This window comes from Psychrobacillus soli (genome assembly GCF_006861775.1).
Classification (GTDB): domain Bacteria; phylum Bacillota; class Bacilli; order Bacillales_A; family Planococcaceae; genus Psychrobacillus; species Psychrobacillus soli.
This window is the reverse complement of record NZ_VDGG01000007.1, coordinates 87,094-110,506: the sequence shown is the minus strand read 5'-3', so window position 1 is coordinate 110,506 and position 23,413 is coordinate 87,094. Positions and strand designations below refer to the sequence as shown.

Genomic DNA, 23,413 nt, shown 5'->3' with positions numbered 1-23,413 from the left:
TGACCTATTATAATCATTACAGATACCAATGGAATTTAAAAAGGATGACCCCTGTACAATACAGAGATCATCTTCTTAAAGCAGGCTAACCTTTTTTAAAAATGTCCTTTACAAAGGGTACACTTTAGATGTGGTCACCTTTTTTATAGATTCAAAAAAGACAATGTACGTGGGCTTAAAATATATAAGAAAGTAGTTATTCTCTAATTAGCCTAAAGTAATTAAATTTTTTTTAATTTCGTTGTAGGAGTACGACGGACGAATGTTAGTAATAGGATTACCGAAATATATAGAAGGGGGCGGCAATGGTATTAGAATACATTCAAGTCCAAAGTACACCGAAGACGTGTTTAATAATTAGCTAAGGCTTAATAAAATTCTCTGTATAATACGGAATCGATCCATACGTCCACTTAGCAAAGAAAACACCAACACCAACATGTGTATACGCAGTGCTCACAATATTCTTACGGTGACCAAGCGAATTCATCAAAGCCTCATGGGCAAAATAAGCATTCGTATACCCCGTCGCTATATTCTCCCCAGCATTTCTAAACGTTACACCATCCGTTGCAAGTCGATCAAACGGCGACTGCCCCTTCAAATTATCATGACTAAAATACTCATTCGTCCCCATATCAGCACTATGTTTTCGTGCAACTGCAGCCACCTTGGAAGCATTTTGCAAAACAGGAACACCTTGAACCTTTCTTTCCGCATTGATTAACTCAAATAACATAGTTTCATAACTTGCTTCTAAAGAAGTTGACTTTTTCGGATATAAATTCGGGTTTTTATTCATTAATTGATAATCTATTAAGAGAATGGCAGAAATTTTATTGTCATTATGTACATCGATAAAAAAGTTCGCTTCATATTTTGGTAATTGGTACGTGATGATTTCGATCGGATATGTATTCCCAGTCGTTTGATAATTTGTTCCTAGTCTATTTTCTAGTTGACTAACTGTGTTCGAAATCGAAACACCATTCACCTTGTAATGCTTATCTTTCGTATAAAGTGAGGCAATTTTATTGTTTAAAAAGCTGATCGCATAAAAATTTTGATAGTTTTGGTGATAAATAGAAGTGGAAGTACCAAATTCATTGATCACCTTTTTTTGCACGATTCCAAGCTTAGGTGTAACAGATGCTGCAGTATCACCAATCGTAAATGATGTAGTGGCATTCTTTGAACAAACTAATTTCTGCTTAGAAGGTGTTTGATACAAAATCGATTCGTCATCCTTTATAACTAAGCCGCCACCAAGATGGTAATAAGTCGATTTATCTGCATAGACGCGATAATTTTCACCCGGTTTAACTGTTCGTGAAAATTCGAAAGTACCATGCACATTTTTGTAAATAGTCGTTGGTTTTTGAATGAGCACTCGCCCGATTTGTCCTGATTTTAGTTCCACTCCGTCCCAGTACACGGGAGTTGGACAAGAAGCAGAAGAAATCATGGGAGCTACACTTAAACTAATAAGCAATAGAATTAATATGGATAACTTTTTCATTTCATCACCTCTTATGTAAAAGTATAATTCAATTCACATCAAATTCCAAAAATTCTTTTTCGACAACTTCCATTTTTGCTTGCCCATTCGTCATTTCCGTCATCCAATCTGTAAATATGGACTCTTCATCCGCTTTCGTATAGACGAACACTTCGACGGAATCCGCATAATTAATTTCTTTCAACGGATAGTCTGAATTTCGTACTTCATTTTCCACTTTGCCTAGCCATGTGTAATCGACCTGAACTTTCATCAAGTGATGTAACTTTCGTTCTACTACATTCGCTGCATCAATTCCTTCTGTCGTTGCTTTTCCATACGCGCGAATAAGACCTCCACCACCAAGTTTAATCCCTCCAAAATAACGTGTGACAACAACTACTGTATCTTTTATCCCTTGTTTTTTCAGCACTTCTAGCATCGGCACCCCCGCAGTACCACTTGGCTCCCCGTCATCGTTTGCTTTTTGGATGTTATCATGCTCCCCAATTATGTAAGCGGAACAGTTATGAGTAGCATCTCTATGTAGTTGTTTGATATTATGAATAAAATCCTGTGCCTCTTGCTCGGTTTCGGCACGGTCGACAAATGTTAGAAAGCGTGACTTTTGAATGATAATCTCGCTTTCACCGTAGCCTTTTACTGTCCTGTAGTCATTTCTCATAAAACAACCTCCTGTATCATTTGAAATATACTTGTAAAGTAATTTTAATTTATTTTTAGTTATTAAGTGCTATAATAGGGTTTGTCAGCATTTATGAATGGAGACTCATATGCATGCTTAAAGGAGAAAAAAACAGATGACGAAAAAGAATCTAAATACTCAATCGTTAGATGTTATTTTCGATCGAATGGTCGAAGTGATGGATCACTCGAAAAGGGATATATTCATTATAAGCGAACAAAGTCGACAAAGCTTCGAAGAAATGAAAGTTGAGCTTGAAATTATTCGAAGTAATATTGAAATAGTTATTTTAGAGGGCGATACGCTGGAAGCTAACTCAAGGCTAGCGCGAAACCGATTAGCCGAAGTCTCAAAAAACTTTGACTCCTACGATGAACCTCAAGTCCGTAGTGCTTATGAAACTGCAAACGAAATTCAAATAAATCTTCTCATTAAACGAAACGAAGAAAAACAGTTACGACAACGAAGAGATGAATTAGAACGCAGATTACAAGGGCTATTAGAAATGATCGACCGTGCTGATCAACTAGTTAACCAAGTAAATATAGTGATGAATTATTTAACGTCTGACTTAAAAAATGTAGGAGCGGCACTTGAAAACGCCAAGATTAAACAAGATTTCACACTAAAAATTATCGAAGCCCAAGAGGAAGAGCGTAAAAGACTTTCTCGTGAAATACATGATGGACCCGCACAAATGCTTGCAAATGTATTACTTAGAACAGATTTGATCAATCTTACATACGAGCAGCGTGGTGGAGACGAAGCGATGAAAGAAATTATCGAACTAAAGACAATGGTTCGTAATGCGCTTTCAGAAGTTCGTCGAATCATTTACGATCTTCGCCCAATGGCACTCGATGATTTAGGACTAATTCCAACACTTAGAAAATACATATCTACGATTGAGGAATACAATCCAACGAAAAAAATTAATTTCCAAGCATTCGGAGAAGACAATCGGATGCAAACCAATTTCGAAGTAGCCATTTTCCGGTTAGTTCAAGAATGTTTAACGAACAGTATTAAACATGGAAAGTTCTCGGAAGCATGGGTAAAAGTAGAATGGTTGCAACAAAAGATGAATATTATCGTCAAAGATAATGGGGTCGGTTTCGATCCACAAGTTGCAAAAGACAAATCATTTGGTTTAATCGGTATGCAAGAACGAGTGGACTTGCTCGAAGGAACGATGAAAATCATTTCTTCCCCAGGCAAAGGCACCACCATTTTGTTTAGCATTCCGTTAAAAGAGAAATAATAACTATTGCAGTTTTTATTAGGAGGAAATGTACATGACGAAAATTATTATTATAGATGATCACCAACTATTCCGTGAAGGAGTAAAACGCATCCTAGATTTCGAGGACACATTCGAAGTAGCGGCAGAAGGTGACGATGGCAATGACGTACTACGTTTATATGAACAATACTCACCAGATGTAGTACTTATGGATATAAATATGCCAACAAAAAATGGAGTAGAAGCAACAGCTGACTTATTAGAAAAATATCCTGACGCAAAAGTAATCATCCTATCTATTCACGATGACGAATCATACGTATCCCATGCCCTAAAAACAGGCGCACTAGGATACATGCTAAAAGAAATGGATGCAAACGCAATCGTCTCTGCGATTAAAGTAGTAGCAAAAGGCGGCTCTTACCTACATCCAAAAGTAACACGCAACCTAGTAGCAGAATTCCGTCGCCTAAGCGAACGTGAAAATAAAGGGAACTTCCATCAAACAGAAATTCGCCGCCCATTCCACTTACTAACTAAGCGCGAATGCGAAGTGCTCCAATTACTAACAGATGGCCAAAGTAACCGCACCATCGGAGAAACGCTATTCATCTCCGAAAAAACAGTAAAAAACCACGTTTCCAGCATTTTACAAAAAATGAACGTCAACGACCGCACCCAAGCCGTAGTAACCGGCATCAAAAATGGTTGGGTGGAAGTACGCTAAATATGTAATGAATCCTCTTGCCCGCGGGCAAGAGGATTTTTTGTGTAGTGGAAGTGGTGGATCTTGCGATTTAGAGAGTGTATCTTGCGATTTGCCGCCTCTATTTTGCGATTCTGGTATAGTATCTTGCGATTCGGAGATCCTACCTTGCGATTCACCAAAAATACAACTCTATCTCGCCATTCACTACTCAACCAACAAAAAAAGGACCGATGATCATCGATCCTTTTTCTGTGTATAAAATGTCTTAGGTCCAGCTCTATGAACTTGTAAATCCATACTATTGAGCATCCGAGAAGCTGCATAAACGGAATCTACCTGACAGAAAACACGAAAATCTTTATTTCTTATTTCTTTACTCACCAACCAAAAGTACTCTTGCACTGCATTTTTATGAGCATCGCGGGACCTTTGATCGCATTTAATACATGTCCAAGTTTTACCTGTTCGCTTCATGCCTAAAGTGCTACAGTTTGGGCATTCCACTCCTCGAATCAACTCATTTGGAGAAATATGATAGCTTTCACAAAGGGGGCGATGGATAAAAGCAGATTGCTTTTTCCATATCATTTTTTCAACGAAGTCTAGCTGTTCACTACTCAATTGAAAAGAAGATGGAAGTTCATACATGTGAATGATTTTCTCAATAATACTTTCTAATTTGAAAATTGGATAATGGGCAGGTTTCTGACGGATTCTACAGGATTTGGCGGTCAATACCACGGCACCTGTAACGTTCATTTGGGGGAGATTTAATAATCGGAAGAACTCTTTCATAAAACGGATATGTTTCAAAAGTTGAAAATAAGGATTTCGATATGCTATTTCGTTACCATTTCTATCTACTTTATAAAATTCATCAGCATCCTCATTAAAATACAAATCGTCGCTAATATTTTTAGACTCTAACACGATGCAACACCGGTCAGTAACTATTAAACAATCAATCTGCACTTTCCACTCACCAGATTGTAACCCTACATCTGAGAAAATTCGATACGAACCTGGCAAGCGCAATTCCTTTAATTTCTGCAATAGTCGATTTTCTCCGCGAACCCCAGACTCTATTTGGTGTATATCTTTACGGATATCCTCCTCTTTTATATGTGACGCTCGCAATCTTTTCAATAAAGCATATTGTTTTTTTACCAATCGTCCAATTCACCTCCATTCCCAAAAATCATACAACAAAAACACCGAATATTCCACCTAATCTAACACGAAACCAAATAATTGAGTTTTCGTCATAAGTATGACAAAATATCCACTAGCAGGAGGGAAATTCACACATGAAAATCATACAAACACTAGCTATCGCAACTATCGCACTACTTCTAGCAGCTTGTAATAGTAATGAAGATACAAACGAAAACACTGGGTCCGTAAACGACATCGCCCCAACAAACACGCAAAAAACGACCGATCACGGCGCAAATGACAAATCGGAAGTCGGCTTTGAAATGGCTGGTGGCGACATCGAAGAAGCAACAAACGTACCAGCGAAAGAAAAAGAAGCAATACTGAAAGCCTTCGACGAATACATGGAAGCATTCAACGAGGAAGACATCGATCGCTACATGAACACCATCGCCAAAAACCCAGAAGGCTTCAACTATGACGATGAAAAAGTAGTCGTCGAGCAAACATTCAACGACTACGACACAATCCGAACAGCCGACAACACAACGATCATCAAATACGACAAAACACAAGCACAAGTTTTCGCGAACATCCATATCGCACTAGAACAACCAGATTCCGGTGCAAAACTAGAGCGTGAAGGTCGCCAAGTAACCGTATTCGTAAAAGAAGACGGCAAATGGCTTGTCACAAGCGTCTACTTTATCGGAGACTCAGCAGCTGAATAAACGATACCCCGGGCATATATGACAAATATCATGCTCGGGGTATTTTTGTGCTTCCATTTTCTACCCCAATTCAGTAAAATTAACAGTAGGAGTGTGATTTGAAACATGAAGACAGCAATCGTAACAGACAGCACCGCCTATATCCCAAAAGAAATTCGCGAAAAACTTGACATTCGCATGGTGCCACTTAACGTTGTCATCGGAAATGACACTTACAAAGAAGAACTCGACATTAACGCAACCGAATTTTACGACAAAGTTCGAAACGAGCGTACATTACCGAAAACGTCTCAACCTGCCCTCGGAGACTTTGTCGAAACGTACGAAGAACTATCCAAAAACTACGACGCAGTCATTTCCATCCACCTATCGAGCGGTATTAGCGGAACACTCGCAGGTGCCAAGCAAGCTGGTGAAATCGTGGACAACATACATGTATATACATTCGACTCGGAACTTTCCTGCATGGTACAAGGCTTCTACGTGCTCAAAGCTGCACAAATGGCCAAAGAAGGAGCACATCCAGACGCAATCATCGAAGAACTGAACACGATGAAACAAACAACACGCGCCTACTTCATGGTGGACAACCTTGATCATCTACACCGCGGGGGGCGTCTTAACGGCCTCGAGCGTGTCATTGGCACGATGCTTCAAGTGAAACCAATCCTTCACTTCGAAAACAAAATCATCGTCCCATTCGAAAAAGTCCGCACGCGCAAAAAAGCGATGAAACGCATTGCAGACTTACTCCAAGAAGATGCAACGAAACACGCAAAACTGCAAGCAACCATCATCCACGCAAACAATGAACAAGAAGCAATCGCATGGAAAACCGAGTTAGAAGCAAATCTACCAAACGTTGAGTTCACAATCAGCTATTTCGGTCCCGTAATCGGCACGCACCTCGGCGAAGGCTCGCTGGGTCTTGGATGGGTAAAAACCAACTAAGGAGAATGCCCATGAACGAACAACTGCAACAATTTCTCACTGGCCGCATTTGGCTTCGCGAACACACCCCATTCCCGCGCGAAGCCATCGACGCCCACATCGAAAGCGGCCACATCCACCTCAAACCCGGCATCGAAAAAGACGAAAACCAACCCTTTTTTGGTCAATTAAAGAAGTACGTCTGCAACCGATGCCACAACACAAACCAGCACTTATTTCACACATTTCACTGTGCACGTTGTAATAAAAACTGCACGTATTGTCGCCACTGCATAAGGATGGGGCGGGTGAGTAGTTGTTCGGAGTTACTGCTTTGGAAGGGAGTGCATGCTCGCGGCGCGAACGCTCATGAATTTGCATGGAGCGGTCAACTAACCCCTCTTCAACAAAAAGCAAGCGAAGAACTATTATCAAGCGTCAACCAAAACCAATCTCACCTGCTTCACGCAGTTTGCGGAGCAGGAAAAACCGAGCTACTCTTCCCATCTATCTTCCAATGCCTAAAGCAAGGAAAAAGAGTATGCGTAGCAGCCCCAAGAACCGACGTCATCCTAGAACTATTTCCACGGTTCCAAAAAGTATTTCCACAAACAACGATTCACGCATTATACGGTGGAGCACCAGATCAACAAGGTTTTGCCGAACTAATACTCGCAACAACACATCAACTATACCGATTTGAACAAGCATTCGACGTCGTATTTGTCGACGAAGCTGACGCCTTTCCATATTACGCAGATGAAACGCTACAACGCGCAGTGAAAAAAGCAGCAAAACAAGACGCCGCCATTCACTACGTAACCGCAACACCTACGAAATCACTCCAAACAACAAACCAGTCCGTACTTTCCAGAAGATATCACGGACACGACCTACCCGTCCCAAGATTCGACAGCCTATGGGGATATGCACGACAGCTAAACAAAGGGAAAGTACCATCCAAGCTCCAACAATGGATTGAAGAAAAAACAAAAAACAACATCCCATTTCTCGTATTCTTACCAACTATCGAAATGCTCGAAAACTTCCCTGGAGACCTAGCGAGAGTGCATGCAGAACACCCAGACAGAAAAGAACTCGTCATGCAGCTCCGCGAAAAGAAAATACCAGGACTACTGACGACCACCATTCTAGAGCGTGGTATCACCATCGAAAACGTTCACGTAGCAGTCGTTGGAGCGGAACAGAAAATCTTCACATCAAGTGCACTAATCCAAATAAGCGGACGAGTCGGTCGGTCTTTTCAATATCCAACTGGTGACATCGTCTTTTTCCATCACGGCATCTCCCGTGAAATGGACAAAGCACAAGCCGCAATAGAAGGGTGGAATCGTTCATGAATTGCCTACTATGCGGTACTAATTTTCAACCAGCCCCGACATGGAGAAGACTATTTCTGTATGAAAAAGAGTCTTCCACATGCAACAGATGTTTTTGTAAATTTACGAAATCAAATGCAACGATCCAATTCGATGATTTTAAAGGTACTCGCTACGAAGGTGTAGTCGACACCGTTACATCTCTTTATGCTTACAACGAAGCGATGAAAAGCTACTTACACCAATACAAGTTTTTACAAGACGTAGCACTTGCACAAGTATTTTCAGCAACCTTGCACGAAGCATTCGAAGGAAAAGAAGGCATCGTCGTCCCAATTCCGATGCACCCAGAAAAACTAGTCCAAAGAACATTTGCGCAAGTCGATGAGCTGCTAAACAGTGCAGGTATTCCCTTTCAACATCTACTCGCTAAAACAGCTACGACCGAACAAGGAAAAAAGACACGAAAGGAACGACTAGAAGCGAGCCCTCTCTTTGAAGTTACGACTAAAATAGAAGCACGAGACTATATTTTATTCGATGACATTTACACAACCGGGGCAACTATCCACCACGCAGCAAAACTATTGAAAGACGCAGGAGCAACAAGAGTCGAAGCAATTACTTTAATAAAAGGATAAACTGCCGATATAAAAGGGGAGACAACTGAACTTGGAGGGATCCTCATGGGAGAATTAAAAAATTGCCCATCTTGCGGCGACTTTTTTAACTATACAGGCATAAGAGATGTGTGCAATAACTGCGCCGTGAATGAAGAAAAACTATACGAAACGGTCTACCGCTTCCTGCGTAAACGTGAAAATCGTGCAGCAACTGTAGAACGAATCGTTGAAGCTACAGGCGTAGAAGAAGCACTGCTACACAAATGGGTTCGCAAAGGGCGCCTGCAGCCAGCTATGTTCCCTAACCTTGGCTATCCATGTGATAATTGTGGTAAACTAACGACACAAGGTAAACTATGCATTAGCTGCACCGAAGAACTAAAATCTGGACTTCGTCAATTCGAAGCCGCACAAGAATTCCGAGAAAAAGTGAGCAAACCAGAAGTAACGTACCATAAGAATCAAAGAATATAACTAACAAGACTCTCACCAACCGTGAGAGTTTTTGTATTAAATAGTATATAAGACTCAGTTAAACACCCTAAAGACATTTCGTACAAAAGACTCTAAACACTTCCCGTTTAAAACCGAAATAACCAATAGACACTTTTTTCGAAGAAAGGGGGATACATCACGATGAAAATTACAAATATCGGGGTAAACCAAGTAAATCCATATAAACGCAACCAACAACAAGCAGAAAAAGCGCAACAAACAACGAAACCAACAACCGATCAACTAGAAATCTCATCCGCAGCCAAAAGTCTACAAACGAAATCACCTGTAGAGGTGGAACAAGCAGAACGAGTTGCTAACATCAAAGCAGCTATCGATGCAGGAACATACAAAGTAGATGCCAAAAAACTAGCATCGAACATCCTAGATTATTACCGTTTGTAAAAAGGAGCTTAAAACCATGTCCATCGAAAAGATTTTGCAATCTCTCACGAAACTCGACATGCTTCACAAAAGTTTACTAGAAATTGCATATAAAAAAACAGAAGTCATCAAAACGGGCGACATGGACAGTCTAAACCAACTGCTCAAGGACGAGCAGGCACACGTAGCAGGCATTTCTCAGCTGGAACAACAGCGTCAAACAGAGGTAACGGATTACCTTCGAGCAAAAGGAATTGCTCCTACTGACAACCCAACTGTTGCACTTGTCTTGGAAAATACCAACACAAACGAAGAAAAAGAGCAATTAGGAGCAGCCCGAAACAAACTACTCCTAACAATAGAAACGCTCAAATACCAAAACGACTTAAACCAAAAGTTGACACTACAATCTCTTCAATTCGTCAATCTAACACTCGATACATTACGACCAAAGCCAGACCAAATTAACTACTCAAAATCCGAAGTACAAGCACCATCAACAACCAATAACTACTTCGATTCACAAGCATAAGGAGGCGAACCCATGGGCTCCACATTTATGGGACTAGAAGCAAGTAAACGCGGATTGACGACACAACAGTCCGCCCTATACACAACTGGGCATAATATTTCCAACGCCAACACACTAGGCTACTCGCGCCAACGTGTTAATATGGAAGCGACATTAGGTTATCCAGGAACAGGATTAAATGCACCAAAAATTCCTGGTCACTTAGGAACAGGCGTACAAGCACAATCGGTACAACGTATTCGCGATTCTTTCGTTGACAATCAATATCGCCAAGAATCCAATAAATTAGGCTACTGGGAGGCAAGATCCCAAGCAATAACGCAACTTGAAGACGTACTAAACGAACCGTCCGAATACGGCTTAGCAAAATCGATGGATGAATTTTGGAAATCACTTCAAGACTTAAGTGTAAACCCTGAAAACGGTGGAGCACGCTCCGTAGTAGTGCAACGTGGGATTGCAGTAGCAGATTCTTTTAACTATTTATCCAAATCAATTGCTCAAGTTCAAGCAAATGCAGGAAATGAAATTGGCATTTCGTTAAGAGACGCAAACTCTGTACTAGAACAAATCGCAAGCATTAACGAACAGATCCAAGCAATCGAACCAAATGGCTATATGCCAAATGACTTGTACGATGCTCGTGACATCTTAATAGATGAACTTTCTGCATATTTTCCAATTGAAGTAAAATATGAAAAATCCGGTGGAAATGCCTTAGCAATTGCAGAAGGTAGTGCAACAGTTTCTTTGAAGTTGAAAGATGGCACATCTATCGAAATCATTAACGGAAAAGATTTTAAACAATTTAGAAGTACTTCTTCGGCAGTAACAGATGGTGTCACTCCTACAGGTCCGGTAAACGGAATAAGTATTGTAAAAGTTAATGCAACTGGAGCAGATTCTGACCCGATAAACATTTCACTTTCCAACTTAAATGATTCGGGAAAGATAAAATCTTTAATTAATTCTTATGGATATGAAACGGGCGATACTACTAATCCTGTAAAAGGCCTTTACGCTGATATGATCGCAAAACTAGACAAAATGGCGGCAGCATTTGCAAAGGAATTTAATAAAATTCATATGGGTGATGCAACAGATCCAAATTATCCGCAAGGATCTGACATGTATGGAAACGCTGGAGCAGCATTTTTTGTCAGCAATAATGGGAACCCTATAAGTGCAAGTAATATATACGTTTCAAGTGACATTATAGGTGATCCTGGTAAATTAGTTGCTTCAGATTCAACACCAGACCCAACTAATCCTGAACCAGGAAACGGAAAATTTGCTTTGAAACTTGCAAATATGAAATTTGCTAACTTATCTGATTTAGGTAATGTAAGTGCCCAAACTTATTTCCAAGGGCTTATCGGTCAACTAGGGGTAGATGGTCAACAAGCTACACGTTTAGCATTCAATTCGGCAACACTTCAACAAGCTGTCACTGAACGCAGAGCATCCGTAAGTTCCGTTTCACTAGACGAAGAAATGACTAACATGATTACATTCCAACAAGCATACAACGCAAATGCTCGTATGATCACCGTAATCGATGAAACACTCGATAAAATCATCAACGGCATGGGCCGTGTAGGACTATAATAGGGGGTACTAAATATGCGCGTAACCCAATCAATGTTATCGAACAATATGCTTCGTAACTTATCAACGAGCTATAACAACATGGGAAAACTGCAAGACCAAATTACAACAGGTAAAAAAGTAAACCGCCCTTCCGACGATCCCGTCGTAGCAATGAAAGGAATTGGCTACCGAACAGCAGTAGACAAAGTAGAGCAATTTCAACGGAATATTGGAGAAGCAAACAACTGGCTAGATAGTTCAGACGACGCTTTTGATAAAGTAGGTTCCGCATTGCATCGTGCAAATGAACTAGCTCTCCAAGCTGCAAATGGAACAACAACTCCGGACGACCAAAAGAAAATCGAGGCAGAGTTAGACCAACTAAGAAAACATATACAAAATATCGCCAATACAAAAGTAGGCGACAAATATATTTTCAGCGGTACAAAAACAACAACTCCATTGTTTGATGAACAATCGGGAGGATATCCGACAACTAATTTAACTGCATTTGAAAAAGATATAGAAATTGAAGTGTTTGATGGAATCTCATTAAAAGTAAACACAAATGCAATCGATGTATTCAAAAATATCGATCAAATGTTTCAAAGTATAAAAGATGGGACTGTCGATTACAACGAGGCAATCGGAAAAATCGATGAGCAAATGAATAGTATACTTACTACTCGTGCCGACATAGGTGCTCGTCAAAACCGAGTAGAACTAATGGACGATCGTCTTCAAACCCAATCGGTAATCGCAACGAAACAAATGTCTGAAAACGAAGACATCGACTATGAAAAAGCAATTACAGAAATGATTACACAAGAATCGGTTCATCGTGCAGCATTATCTGTTGGAGCAAGAATTATTCAACCTTCATTAGTAGACTTTTTAAGATAATAAAAAGCGTTTGGACAATATGTTCCAAGCGCTTTCTTTAAAGGAGAGAGCAATTGTGAACATCCCCAAACTCCAAGTCCATTCAACAAAAGTACAAATCGGGCTGAACACCCAAAAACCAGTGCAGCAAATTGAGCAACCAAAAGCTAATTTAGATCTTCAACAGCCAAAAGCGGTACAAATGATAGAAACGACAAAACCGCAACTCACTATCGACACAGAACAAGCAAGAGCAGATTTAGATTTAAAAAGCTCCAGCAGAAGAGTCGCTGAAGTTGCAGACTATAGTAAACAAACAGCACTAGACGGCACAGGTCGGCGCGCACAAGAAGGCAATGAACTGATGCGCATTGAAAACGGAGGAAATCCGATTAGTAGTCAAGCCAAACAAACGGGTAGACAACCGTACTCCTCTTTAAGCATCAAATTTATCCCATCTCACGGTAGCGTCAAAGTCAACTTCGAACCAGGCAGTGTGGACATAAAAGTAGAGCCACAGCAAGTGATCAATAACTCTAAAATGAATAAACCAATCCATACATATACACCTGGTAAAGTAGCGGTAGAAATCCAACAGCACGCATCGCTAAAGATAGATTGGCTTATATAACAGTAATAGAAGGAGTAAAACAATATGAAACTTAAAACAGCTTATATGGGAGAAGTTGAAACCGATTCCTCTAGCTTCATAACATTTGAACAGGGAATTCCCGGTTTCGAAAAAGAAAGAAACTTTATCCTACTTCCAATTGAAAATAACGAAGCTTTTCATATATTGCAATCTGTTCAAACGGTAGAGTTAGCATTTATCGTAACGAACCCGTATACAATCACAACAGACTATAGCTTCGAACTAGATGAAGCAACAGTGCATGCGCTTCAAATACAAAACGAAAAAGAAGTCGCTGTTCTCGCAATCGTATCATTGAAAGAAACAATTGCACAATCGACTATCAACTTAAAAGCACCAATCATATTCAATCCAACAAACCAAAAAGCAAAACAAGTCATTCTAAACGACGAAATATACTCAATTCGCCATCTCATCTCTTCAGAAAGTAAAAAGGGGTGAGAAAATGCTAGTATTATCTCGAAAAGCCGGCGAAACAATATGGATTGGTGAAGATGTAGAAATCGTCATCTCCGAAGTAAAAGGAGAACAAGTAAAAATAGGAATTCGCGCCCCAAGAAACATCGACGTCATCCGTGGTGAACTAAGACAAGACATCTCCAAATCCAACACAGAAGCCGTCATAAAAAATATAGACATTTTCAAAAAGATAAAAGACTAGATTCAAAATAAATTAAAAAAAATTAATAGAAATTCTATTAAACATTTCCAATCTATTCCGATACTATCTATGTAAGCAAGATAAACGGGGTTCGGCCGGCCCGATTCTCTTGTCGACATACCAAAAACACTGCTCACAAGGACGTGAGCAACATATTCCAAGGAGGAACTAAATAATGAGAATTAATCACAATATCGCAGCACTTAACACACACCGTCAGTTATCAAGTGCTTCAACTGCACAATCTAAGTCAATGGAGAAGTTAGCTTCAGGTCTTCGTATTAACAAAGCTGGAGATGATGCAGCAGGTCTAGCAATCTCTGAAAAGATGCGTGGACAGATCCGTGGTTTGGACCAAGCTTCTAAAAATGCTCAAGATGGTATTTCATTAATTGCAACTGCTGAAGGTGCACTAAATGAAACACATGATATCCTTCAACGTATGCGTGAATTAGCTACTCAATCAGCAAACGATACTAATACAACGGGTGACCGTGGTGAGATTCAAAAAGAAATGAACCAGTTAACTTCTGAAATTAACCGTATCGGTAATACAACAGAATTTAACACGAAAAAACTGTTAAATGGTAAAGTTAATTTAACGGAAGCTGTTTCTGCAAACGTTAAGGGAACTTCAGTAGACTCTTCAATTACAATTGTATCTTCTGCAACTAATGGTTCTGCTACTGGTACTGCGGCGGTAAATCAAGGTGTTACTGAATTCCATGCAGGAAAAGGTGCTACTGTTACTGGTGACGTAGCATATGCTGGTGCTGGTGCTACTCCGGGAGCAGTAGCTGGGGCGAATGTAACAGCTGCTGATAATGAGTTAACTGTCACATTTAATGGAACACAAAAATCTATTGATTTGGCAATTTTAGACTATGATAATTCAGGTGCTGGTACAAATGCATCAGATTTCGCTGCAGATATCGAAGCAAAATTGAATACTGCATTTGGTGCAAACTCTTTTACAGTTGGGTTCGATGCATCTGATAAATTAGTTATTCAAGCTGCTAATACTACAGATACATTCTCAATTGATGGTGGTAATGCATTAACTCACCTTTCATCAACAGCTGATACAGCTTCATTAACTGCAGGAGCTGCTGTAGCTGCAAATGATTCGTTTAACCTAAATGTTAATGGTGTAGAAAAAACAGTTACCTTGACAAACGTATTAGGTAACCAAGGTACTAACGGTGGCGGGGTTAATGGTTCATATGACTTATCAAGTGCAGTAGACCAAGGTGAATTTTTAACTCAGTTGAATGCAGATTTGGCTACTCAATTTGGATCAGGAAATGTAACAGCTAGCTTAAATGCCGATGATGAGCTTGTGTTTACAAGCAATGCTACGGGTAATGTCAGTAGTGCTGAAGTAGTATCGGGATCAGGAAGCATTCTTTCAGATTTGGGAATTGCTACGACTGATAAAATTAAGGGTCAAGATAAAAATGATGTGATTTCAATGACTGTTGATGGAGAAACAGTAACAGCGACACTTGCGGCTGGAACTTATGATTCCAATGTATTAGCTTCAACTCTACAATCTGAAATTAATGCAGATACAACTGTAGATGCTAAGGTTTCATTTGAAGATGGAAAGTTCACAATCACAAGTGGTAATGAAGGTACTAATGGATCAGTAAGTGTTGATGACAATGGATTTGCTAAATCAATTGGATTATCAACTGGATCAACAGTAACGGCTGGAGTGAATGAGAAAAATGCTGCTTTGCAATTCCAAATTGGTGCTAATGCAGGTCAATCTATGGGTGTCGATATATCAGACATGCGTGCAAATGCTCTTGAGATTTCCTCGACAACTGGAGATACTAAAGAAGTAATTGATGGCCAAGGAAACACTTTAACTGCACATTATATGTCAAGTAATGATGTTACAAACGGTACTAATAGTACAGGTGCTGAAAAAGCTCTTGATATTTCATCTGCTGAAAAAGCAACTGCTGCGATTGCGGTATTAGATGAATCAATTGCAAGTGTATCTGCTGAACGTTCTAAACTAGGTTCTTACCAAAATCGTTTAGAGCACACTATCAACAACTTGGGTACTTCTTCTGAAAACCTAACTGCTGCGGAATCTCGTATCCGTGACGTAGATTATGCTTTAGCTGCTTAAGCAGTGACAAGCACAGTCGTCCTAGCTGGTAACGGCTAGAGATAATTATCGGGTGAATTGCTGGAAACCCCTAAAACTCACTTCCCTACAACGTAGCTGGAAACGGCAAGCGTGAATGGTTGAAAAGAAGAGAGATTGGGCAATCAGCAGCCAAGCTCCTGTCTCGAAAGAGTGGAGAAGGTTCAACGACTAGGATAGACCATCTAAGGCGAAAGCTATGGTGATGAAATCCATAGGTGAAACAATGTCCATCAGCATTGTGAATCCGAAGTGCCCGACCCCTAACAAATAACGTTGAGGGTGAAGATATAGTCTAGTCATTTATGAAAGTAAATGTTCGCACGATGGCGAAAGAAATGATGGAACAAACAAAGAATTCAATTCTTTCTCAAGCAGCACAAGCAATGCTTGCGCAAGCTAACCAACAACCACAAGGCGTACTTCAATTATTACGTTAATCTGGTTAACAAAACGCGGTCCGGAAATCGGATCGCGTTTTTATATGTTAAAGCAATATTCGGTAAGTTACTTATTGTTAGTCCAGTTGCTGTGGAATTTGTGTAAGGTTGAGGCCATGAGAAATTGTAATTTGAATTTTTATAGAGTAACTAGATAAGCTGAGTATTCTCCTCTTTCGAAAAGTTATCGGTAGAAAATATTACATTTCAATAACATTATTTAATTTTTATAAATGCCTATTATCCTGAAACTACCTCGCTAGCGTAAGCTCATCAAGATAGCTTACTATGAAATGATAGGGTAATTGTTTTAGACCTTGTGGTTACCACAGCTTGTATAACTCTTTAATAGACCCATGTGTCTACGATTGTACAACAAAGCCTTCGGAAAAGCCTTTTCTAAGACTTGGATCTAATACCTTTCAATATGCGGGAGATACAAGTGAATATGATCCTTCGGCTGATGAAAGTAGTAATTAGCTTATTTGAAGTCTTCAACACGATGTATAAACTAATAGCTTGTCTTTCCTCCTTTTTGTTTCGTAATACAACCGCCCCAAGAAGCTTTCCACAAAAAAAAAAATATCTGAACTTCCCACCAATTCCATCTCTCATTTATACGAATGTATATTCTTTTTATAACAAACTTGAATATATGTAGTAGTTATATTCTTTTTTTGAAATTCTCTATTAGCAAGTAAATTTATTAAATAAAGATGTCATATATAATTTTTAATATTTAGAAGGAAAATGTAAAATGATGTCGAATACTTATAATTTGTAAGAAAAATAATCTATTTGGAGGAGATGTAAATGTACTACCCTTTACTTAAATTTGGTAATAATGAAATGAAAGCATTGAGGGAGTTAAAAGAATCATCTCGAAATAAGCTTATCCCAATTGTAGAATCTAAAAGAATTAAACCTCTCAACATTGGTAAATGGGAAAATGCATTCAACACTTTAGGGAGTTACTTAAAGGAAAGAGTAAAATCAATAAATTTTATTTACGATTTTAACTGTGCAATTGAAGAATTGGGATCTAAAGATGAGGTGCTATCTTCCAATGGAGAAGATCTAGTAGTGCATTGTATGGAAAAGATGAGAGAACATAATTTATCTATTATTCCATGTTTTCAACATGATTCACCCGAATGGTTAATTGATTCAATAATCAAATACAAAACAGAAGAAATTGCGATAAGAATACGCTGTCATGATTTTCAGGAACCATTTGACCGATTTGTCTTCAGTAAATTAAAAGAAGACTTATTAAAAATAGATGAATCAGTAGAGGTTACTATAATTTTAGACTTTTTCAATATTAAAACAACAACAACTAGAATAAAAAATGCAATTAATACTTTTAAGCAGCTAAATCCAGTAAATATTGTATTCTTGTCTACTGCTTGTCCGGAAAATGCTAACGAAGCGGATGCACATGGTTTGACACTTGTAAATGCCCGACATGAATTAAATACTTACTACGAATTAAGTAGGGACTTCGAGGAACTACATTTTGGTGATTATACGACTAGATTAAAAGGGGAAGTCTTAACAGGGTTTAATTACAATCTATCTTACTTCAAAATATTTTATTCGACAGAAACAGATTACTATATTGCAAAGTCAAAATTAATTAGGGACGGTGGCGAAGATTCGTTTTATGAAATTTGCCAACAAATAGTGGATCAAGATTTCTACCCAGGCGAAGGTTTTTCTTTTGGGGATTTAGAAATAAAAAAATGTGCAGACAAAGAAATAACAATAAGTGACCATCAGGCACCCATTGCTATTTCTGTAAATCATCACATTGAGACTACTATTAAACAACTTTAAGATAGTCTCCAGTTCTCTCTTTTTTTTAATGTGGTGTAAACAAATTGTCGTGTAATCTTGAAATCAACTTCTTGACCTAAATATTCGAGAAGTTGATTTTTTCTCATCTTTTTTAATGATTTATTTAAAGATAGGTAGTCAATAAATTTCTCTAGTTCCTTTTTCCAAAGTAATCTCATTATTAATTCTGGATCTTGTTGCGATACTTTTTTTCCTTTTCTTACGTTTATTAATCGAGTTTGATCAGCACTTATTGTTTTAATCCCCCACCATTTTGGTACCATAACCTTAACTTCTTCAAGATATTTTCTTGAAACAACTATAGTCATTCGTTCAAATGCTCGATTATAATACTCTAATTGTCTTGGCAATCGATATAAAGTATCTAAATCACTTTTTATCTCATAACCATGTATTATTCCATTAACCACAGCTACATCAATTCTTGCTGCACCAAAATCCAAACCAAGTTCATTGATAATTCGAGTATTATCGCAATTCGAATACTTTTGATTTAATTCCTCTAATAATAATTCTCTGACCTGTGTATCATTTAGCAATCCCATACTATCACCTATTTTTATCTTAGATAAATTTTGGATGAATTTCAAGTGACTTTTCTCTTCTCTTACTAATATTGTGGAATTGAACTATTTGTTTCATACGATCCACTTAGACAAAACCAAGAGATTTTTTCTCTTTTTTTAGTTACTCCTTAATTTTGAAACCCACTAGCCGATATAACCCATAAGGGATGTATAATACAAGGGGGCATGATCCGTATGGTGAATCGAATTGGTGAATCTACTATAGACTACAATACAATTTCAAAAACAACTAGTGTTGAAAGTTCTGTTGAATCTATAACTCCTATTATTAGCAATGCTGAAAGTGAAAAATTATTAACTGAAAGCACTGAACAAGGGCAATTACCCGCTGAAAAAGCAAAGAAAATGACTGATAGCATGAACAAGTTTTTAGAAACGACTAATACAGAGTTACGTTTCAAGTATCATGAAGAGTTAAACACATATTATGTGACATTAATAGACTCCAAAACAGATGAAGTAGTTCGAGAAATACCATCGAAGAAAATGTTGGATATGTACGCAGCAATGCAGGATTTTATGGGTCTTTTTGTAGATAAGAAAATATAAAGGGTTGGTGATTTCATGCGTATTACAGGATTAGCAAGTGGTATGGATACGGATACAATGATTAAGGAATTAATGAATGCGCAACGTATTCCTTTAGATAAGATTATGCAAAAGAAGCAGTACATGGAATGGCAACGGGATGATTACAGAGCAGCAAATAAAAAACTGTTTGATTTTCGTAATCTAACAAGTGATTCAATGTTACGTCAATCAACATATATTCAAAAAACAGTGACTAGCTCAGCACCTGACGATATAAGTGTAAGAAACGTGAATTCAACCAGTGATTTTACTGGTAAAATTAAAGTTGAACAGTTAGCTGAGGCCGCTACAATGCAAAGTTCAGGTCGTGTGCTCAATTCAGAAGCAGATTTGAAAAAAACTTTAAAAGAAATAAAGCCAACGATAAATGTCCCAACAACCTTCAATATTAAAGCAATCAAAGAAGATGGAACGTTAGATACAAAAGGCTATGATGTGAAAATAGATGAAAACTCTACTATGCAAAGTATTTTGGATGATATCAATAAGAATTCAGGTGTCACGGCTATTTTTGATAGCTTTACAGGAAAGATAGCGATTACTGCGAAAAATAGTGGTAGTGCTCAAAATAGTGCTAATGAAATTGAATTTAGTGGAGATTTTGCAAAATATTTTATGATGATGGATAGCAACAATGTTAAAGCAGCATCAGAATCAAGAGGAACAGATGGCAAAAATGCAAAATTTACTTTCAACGGTTTAGAAACACAACGACAATCAAATACTTTCCAAATCAATGGTTTCGAAGTGACTTTGAAAAAGGCAAGTAATGTAGACATTACTTTTAGTTCTGCTCCTGACACAGATAAGATTCTTGCATCGGTAGTTAAATTCGTAGATGAATATAATAAATTAATAGAAAATCTAAACAGTGAGATTCGTGAAACAAAATATCGTGATTTCCAACCTCTTTCTACTGAACAAAAAGCAGATATGAAGGAAAAAGAAATCGAGCTTTGGGAAGAAAAAGCGAAAAGTGGGACACTTCGAAATGATAGTGTCATTTCTAGTGCATTAAGCCAAATGCGTTCTGCATTAAATGCAGCAGTTGGTGGAGTTATTGGTGCTGACCGATTAAGTGAAATCGGTATTACTACTTCTAGCAACTACATGGAAAACGGTAAATTAGTGATTGATGAAACGAAATTACGTAAAGCAATTTCAGATGATCCCAATCAAGTTTATGAGCTTTTTGCCGCGGACGGTCCTACGAATTCAGATAAAGGGTTGGCAAGAAGATTAGTAGCCACTTTAGACGAGACACGTAAAAAAGTCATTGAAAAGGCGGGTACGGATACTGCAGTAAATACTACATTTTCACTTGGACGTACATTAAAAGGTTATGATGATCAGATTTCACGATTTGAAGACCGTCTTCAAATGATAGAAACTCGTTACTATAAACAATTCTCTGCCATGGAAACTGCCATTCTTCGAGCAAATAACCAATCCTCCTATTTGATGAATGCATTCGGTGGAGGACAATAATAAATAAGTGAAAAAGCGTTTTAAATAGAGGAGTGTTAGCATGGCTATAAATAACCCATATAAAGCCTATCAACAAAATAGTGTAAACCAATCGACACCTGGTGAATTGACACTTATGTTGTATAATGGCTGCTTGAAGTTTTTGAATCAAGCAAAAAAAGGTATTGAAACAAAAGATATCGAATTGAAAAATACAAATATCCAAAAGGCACAAAATATTATACGGGAGCTAATGATTACGCTTGATATGTCTGTTCCTGTTTCTGAATCGATGGCTTCCTTATATGAATATATGATTAATCGTTTAGTAGAGGCTAATATACAAAATGATTCAGCTAAAGTGGATGAAGTGATTGGATATACAACAGAATTCCGTGATACGTGGAAACAAGTGATTCAAATTAATCGCCAAAAACAATACGGTCAACCGGGTGAAGTATGATTCGGGATAGTTTAAAAGACTGGAAAAAGGTTACAGAACTTTTGACTAGTATTTTGGATGTGCGAGAAGAGGATAAGCGAGATGCGGTCATTGAACAAGTCGATAAACTGTTGACAAAACGGGATGAATTGCAAGCGGCTATTCAAGCCCCGTTTACCGATGAAGAGCAAGCGTTCGGACAAGAATTGCTTCCTTTAGAAAAGATACTCCAAGTGAAGCTCAACGTCTATCTGAAAGATATCCGTCTAGATATATCCGAGCAGCAAAAGAAAAAGGTGTCCGTTAATGCCTATATGGACCCTTATAACCAAGTATACCGAGACGGTACATTTTACGATAAGAGAAAGTAAAAGTTAATCCGGTATGAAGCATATGCTTTTGCCGGATTTTTAGAAGGAGTTCACATCATGACTACATTAACCGAAGAACATCTCCATTTAGTCCAACAATATCGTGAAATGCTTGAATCCATTGAGGAAGGATTTCAGTATGTCATTGCTAGTTTTCAAGATTATTCCAAGACAGAAGGGGATCTTGTACTCGGTGATATTTTTGCTGCGTTCCTACAAATTGCAGAAGTTAATCCAGATTTATCCGAAATATTTCAAAAAGATTCATCTATGATTGATGCTGTAAAAGCATTCGAAGATGTTTTATTAGCTGCAGAAAAAATGGATGGTTTATTTGAAAAGTCGCAAGAAAAACAAGAAATTGTACAACAATTTTTATATCCGGCGTATAAGCAGTGGTATCAAACCATTCATCCATTACTTATAGAACGTGCAATGCAATAATAAAAGACGGCTCCAAGAAGGTTATTGTTCTTGGAGCTTTTGTCAATATATTTCCCAGGCAATAAATTTACAAAATTATTAGTGAGATAATAATAAATAAATGCTATGATAAAATTACTAGTCTAATAGAAGGAGAGATTTTATGTTGAAGAAAGTGCTATTAGTATCAGTTCTATTATTTACATTTGCATCAACAGCAACTGCAAGCTCTAATACTCTGTACGAAGTAAAAAAAGGGGATACTTTATCGAAGATTGCTAAAGCAAATAAAGTTGCCGTAAAAGACCTGCAAACATGGAATAAGCTGACGAAAGATAGTATTTATGTGAAGCAGAAGTTGGTTGTACAAAAACCAAAAACAGCCAAAGCTCCAACTAAAGTGACAACACCAGTAGCAACCGCGAAACCTGTAACGCAACCAAAAACAGACAAGATTGTGCAACCCGTGCAAGTGATGGCAGAAACGCTCATAACATCTCCTACACCTGTAGCAGTGGAAGCAAAAGCACTTTCTGCAAGTGGACAAGCTGTGTACAATACGTTAGTAGATTTTGCAAAACTATTAGAAGGTACTCCATATCTATATGCAGGCAATACGATCGCTGGATTTGATTGTAGTGGATTTATTCATTTTGTACATATGCAAGCTGGATTGAATATGACGCGCCAAAGTAGTGAAAGCTACTTCACACAAAGTGCAACTGTATCTGATCCAGTTGTAGGAGATTTAGTATTTTTTGAGAATACATATAAAGAAGGCATTTCACATATGGGCATTTACATAGGCGATGATCAATTTATTCATGCAGGCTCAAAAGGTGTGGAAATCACAAAGTTAAGTAATGTTTATTGGAAGGAACATTTTGTATCGTTTAACCGATTTCATGCGGTGAGTGTGGAAAAATAATAGATGAAGGGG

27 protein-coding genes and 1 pseudogene are annotated in these 23,413 nt (G+C 38.2%); 24 read left to right on the top strand and 4 right to left on the bottom strand.

The annotated features are described in order from the left end of the window. Positions 1 to 89, top strand: an 89-nt coding sequence (locus FG383_RS04930) for an IS3 family transposase (RefSeq protein WP_142605747.1), incomplete at its 5' end; no start/stop codon positions are given. 272 nt (positions 90 to 361) lie between these two features. Here the strand turns inward: FG383_RS04930 and FG383_RS04925 are convergent. Together FG383_RS04925 and FG383_RS04920 are read right to left on the bottom strand one after the other, a co-directional pair. Further along, a complete protein-coding gene (locus tag FG383_RS04925; RefSeq protein ID WP_142605743.1) occupies positions 362 to 1,519 on the bottom strand; it encodes a CAP domain-containing protein in 1,158 nt (385 codons plus the stop codon). 28 nt (positions 1,520 to 1,547) lie between these two features. Then, positions 1,548 to 2,183 (bottom strand): YigZ family protein, encoded by a 636-nt coding sequence (locus tag FG383_RS04920; RefSeq protein WP_142605742.1) that lies wholly within the window; start codon positions 2,181 to 2,183, stop codon positions 1,548 to 1,550. 136 nt (positions 2,184 to 2,319) lie between these two features. Here FG383_RS04920 and FG383_RS04915 point away from each other — a divergent pair, with 136 nt between their 5' ends. After that, on the top strand, positions 2,320 to 3,465 hold the full coding sequence (locus FG383_RS04915; protein WP_142605741.1) for a sensor histidine kinase: 1,146 nt from the start codon (positions 2,320 to 2,322) through the stop codon (positions 3,463 to 3,465). Between the two features lie 34 nt (positions 3,466 to 3,499). After that, positions 3,500 to 4,174 (top strand): response regulator, encoded by a 675-nt coding sequence (locus tag FG383_RS04910; RefSeq protein ID WP_142605740.1) that lies wholly within the window; start codon positions 3,500 to 3,502, stop codon positions 4,172 to 4,174. Positions 4,175 to 4,390: 216 nt separating this feature from the next. On the opposite strand, the gene FG383_RS04905 is transcribed toward FG383_RS04910, so the two are convergent. After that, positions 4,391 to 5,326 (bottom strand): nuclease-related domain-containing protein, encoded by a 936-nt coding sequence (locus FG383_RS04905; RefSeq protein ID WP_185907848.1) that lies wholly within the window; start codon positions 5,324 to 5,326, stop codon positions 4,391 to 4,393. A 137-nt stretch (positions 5,327 to 5,463) separates the two neighbouring features. On the opposite strand from FG383_RS04905, the gene FG383_RS04900 reads away from it, so the two are divergent. From FG383_RS04900 to FG383_RS04830, 15 genes and pseudogenes are all read left to right on the top strand, one after another. Continuing rightward, positions 5,464 to 6,042, top strand: a complete 579-nt coding sequence (locus FG383_RS04900) for a YybH family protein (protein ID WP_142605738.1) — start codon at positions 5,464 to 5,466, stop codon at positions 6,040 to 6,042. Between the two features lie 105 nt (positions 6,043 to 6,147). After that, positions 6,148 to 6,993, top strand: coding sequence for a DegV family protein (locus FG383_RS04895; protein ID WP_142605737.1), 846 nt, complete (start codon positions 6,148 to 6,150; stop codon positions 6,991 to 6,993). A 287-nt stretch (positions 6,994 to 7,280) separates the two neighbouring features. Next, positions 7,281 to 8,333, top strand: a complete 1,053-nt coding sequence (locus FG383_RS04890) for an ATP-dependent helicase ComFA (protein ID WP_342782124.1) — start codon at positions 7,281 to 7,283, stop codon at positions 8,331 to 8,333. Beyond that, a complete protein-coding gene (locus FG383_RS04885; protein ID WP_142605735.1) occupies positions 8,330 to 8,953 on the top strand; it encodes a ComF family protein in 624 nt (207 codons plus the stop codon). Before FG383_RS04890 ends, FG383_RS04885 begins: the two co-directional genes overlap by 4 nt. Positions 8,954 to 8,998: 45 nt before the next feature. Continuing rightward, positions 8,999 to 9,409 carry a TIGR03826 family flagellar region protein gene (locus FG383_RS04880; RefSeq protein WP_142605734.1) on the top strand — a complete coding sequence of 137 codons (411 nt, stop codon included), beginning with the start codon at positions 8,999 to 9,001 and terminating at the stop codon, positions 9,407 to 9,409. A gap of 162 nt (positions 9,410 to 9,571) precedes the next feature. Further along, on the top strand, positions 9,572 to 9,835 hold the full coding sequence (gene flgM / locus FG383_RS04875; protein ID WP_142605733.1) for a flagellar biosynthesis anti-sigma factor FlgM: 264 nt from the start codon (positions 9,572 to 9,574) through the stop codon (positions 9,833 to 9,835). Between the two features lie 16 nt (positions 9,836 to 9,851). Beyond that, complete coding sequence (locus FG383_RS04870; RefSeq protein WP_142605732.1) at positions 9,852 to 10,346, top strand: flagellar protein FlgN; 495 nt, start codon at positions 9,852 to 9,854, stop codon at positions 10,344 to 10,346. A 12-nt stretch (positions 10,347 to 10,358) separates the two neighbouring features. After that, positions 10,359 to 11,954: a flagellar hook-associated protein FlgK gene (gene flgK / locus FG383_RS04865; RefSeq protein WP_142605731.1), complete on the top strand. Its 1,596-nt coding sequence runs from the start codon at positions 10,359 to 10,361 to the stop codon at positions 11,952 to 11,954. Positions 11,955 to 11,969: 15 nt separating this feature from the next. Further along, the gene (gene flgL / locus FG383_RS04860; protein ID WP_142605730.1) at positions 11,970 to 12,839 is read left to right on the top strand and encodes a flagellar hook-associated protein FlgL; all 870 of its coding nucleotides are present in this window, start codon (positions 11,970 to 11,972) and stop codon (positions 12,837 to 12,839) included. Between the two features lie 55 nt (positions 12,840 to 12,894). After that, entirely contained in the window at positions 12,895 to 13,449 is a 555-nt protein-coding gene (locus FG383_RS04855) for a DUF6470 family protein (protein ID WP_142605729.1), read from the top strand. A gap of 24 nt (positions 13,450 to 13,473) precedes the next feature. Then, positions 13,474 to 13,911 (top strand): flagellar assembly protein FliW, encoded by a 438-nt coding sequence (gene fliW / locus FG383_RS04850; protein WP_142605728.1) that lies wholly within the window; start codon positions 13,474 to 13,476, stop codon positions 13,909 to 13,911. A 4-nt stretch (positions 13,912 to 13,915) separates the two neighbouring features. Next, positions 13,916 to 14,131, top strand: coding sequence for a carbon storage regulator CsrA (csrA, locus tag FG383_RS04845; protein ID WP_142605727.1), 216 nt, complete (start codon positions 13,916 to 13,918; stop codon positions 14,129 to 14,131). 175 nt (positions 14,132 to 14,306) lie between these two features. Then, positions 14,307 to 16,274: a flagellin N-terminal helical domain-containing protein gene (locus tag FG383_RS21460; RefSeq protein ID WP_142605726.1), complete on the top strand. Its 1,968-nt coding sequence runs from the start codon at positions 14,307 to 14,309 to the stop codon at positions 16,272 to 16,274. A 344-nt stretch (positions 16,275 to 16,618) separates the two neighbouring features. Continuing rightward, a pseudogene (locus tag FG383_RS04835) lies at positions 16,619 to 16,732 on the top strand (flagellin); the annotation flags it as partial. 813 nt (positions 16,733 to 17,545) lie between these two features. Continuing rightward, positions 17,546 to 18,571, top strand: a complete 1,026-nt coding sequence (locus FG383_RS04830; protein WP_142605725.1) for a beta family protein — start codon at positions 17,546 to 17,548, stop codon at positions 18,569 to 18,571. Here FG383_RS04830 and FG383_RS04825 read toward each other — a convergent pair. Then, positions 18,568 to 19,182, bottom strand: a complete 615-nt coding sequence (locus tag FG383_RS04825) for a sce7726 family protein (RefSeq protein WP_142605724.1) — start codon at positions 19,180 to 19,182, stop codon at positions 18,568 to 18,570. The two genes, FG383_RS04830 and FG383_RS04825, sit on opposite strands and share 4 nt — an antisense overlap. A 171-nt stretch (positions 19,183 to 19,353) precedes the next feature. Here FG383_RS04825 and flaG point away from each other — a divergent pair, with 171 nt between their 5' ends. The 6 genes from flaG to FG383_RS04795 all read left to right on the top strand — a co-directional run bounded on the left by flaG (position 19,354) and on the right by FG383_RS04795 (position 23,401). Continuing rightward, a complete protein-coding gene (gene flaG, locus FG383_RS04820; RefSeq protein WP_142605723.1) occupies positions 19,354 to 19,728 on the top strand; it encodes a flagellar protein FlaG in 375 nt (124 codons plus the stop codon). A 15-nt stretch (positions 19,729 to 19,743) separates the two neighbouring features. Next, positions 19,744 to 21,258 (top strand): flagellar hook-associated protein 2, encoded by a 1,515-nt coding sequence (locus FG383_RS04815; RefSeq protein ID WP_142605722.1) that lies wholly within the window; start codon positions 19,744 to 19,746, stop codon positions 21,256 to 21,258. Between the two features lie 40 nt (positions 21,259 to 21,298). Then, positions 21,299 to 21,700, top strand: a complete 402-nt coding sequence (gene fliS / locus FG383_RS04810) for a flagellar export chaperone FliS (RefSeq protein ID WP_142605721.1) — start codon at positions 21,299 to 21,301, stop codon at positions 21,698 to 21,700. Further along, positions 21,697 to 22,050 (top strand): flagellar protein FliT, encoded by a 354-nt coding sequence (gene fliT / locus FG383_RS04805; protein ID WP_142605720.1) that lies wholly within the window; start codon positions 21,697 to 21,699, stop codon positions 22,048 to 22,050. Before fliS ends, fliT begins: the two co-directional genes overlap by 4 nt. A gap of 57 nt (positions 22,051 to 22,107) precedes the next feature. Then, a complete protein-coding gene (locus tag FG383_RS04800; RefSeq protein ID WP_142605719.1) occupies positions 22,108 to 22,494 on the top strand; it encodes a DUF8042 domain-containing protein in 387 nt (128 codons plus the stop codon). Between the two features lie 142 nt (positions 22,495 to 22,636). After that, complete coding sequence (locus FG383_RS04795) at positions 22,637 to 23,401, top strand: C40 family peptidase (RefSeq protein WP_142605718.1); 765 nt, start codon at positions 22,637 to 22,639, stop codon at positions 23,399 to 23,401. Positions 23,402 to 23,413 lie beyond the last annotated feature (12 nt).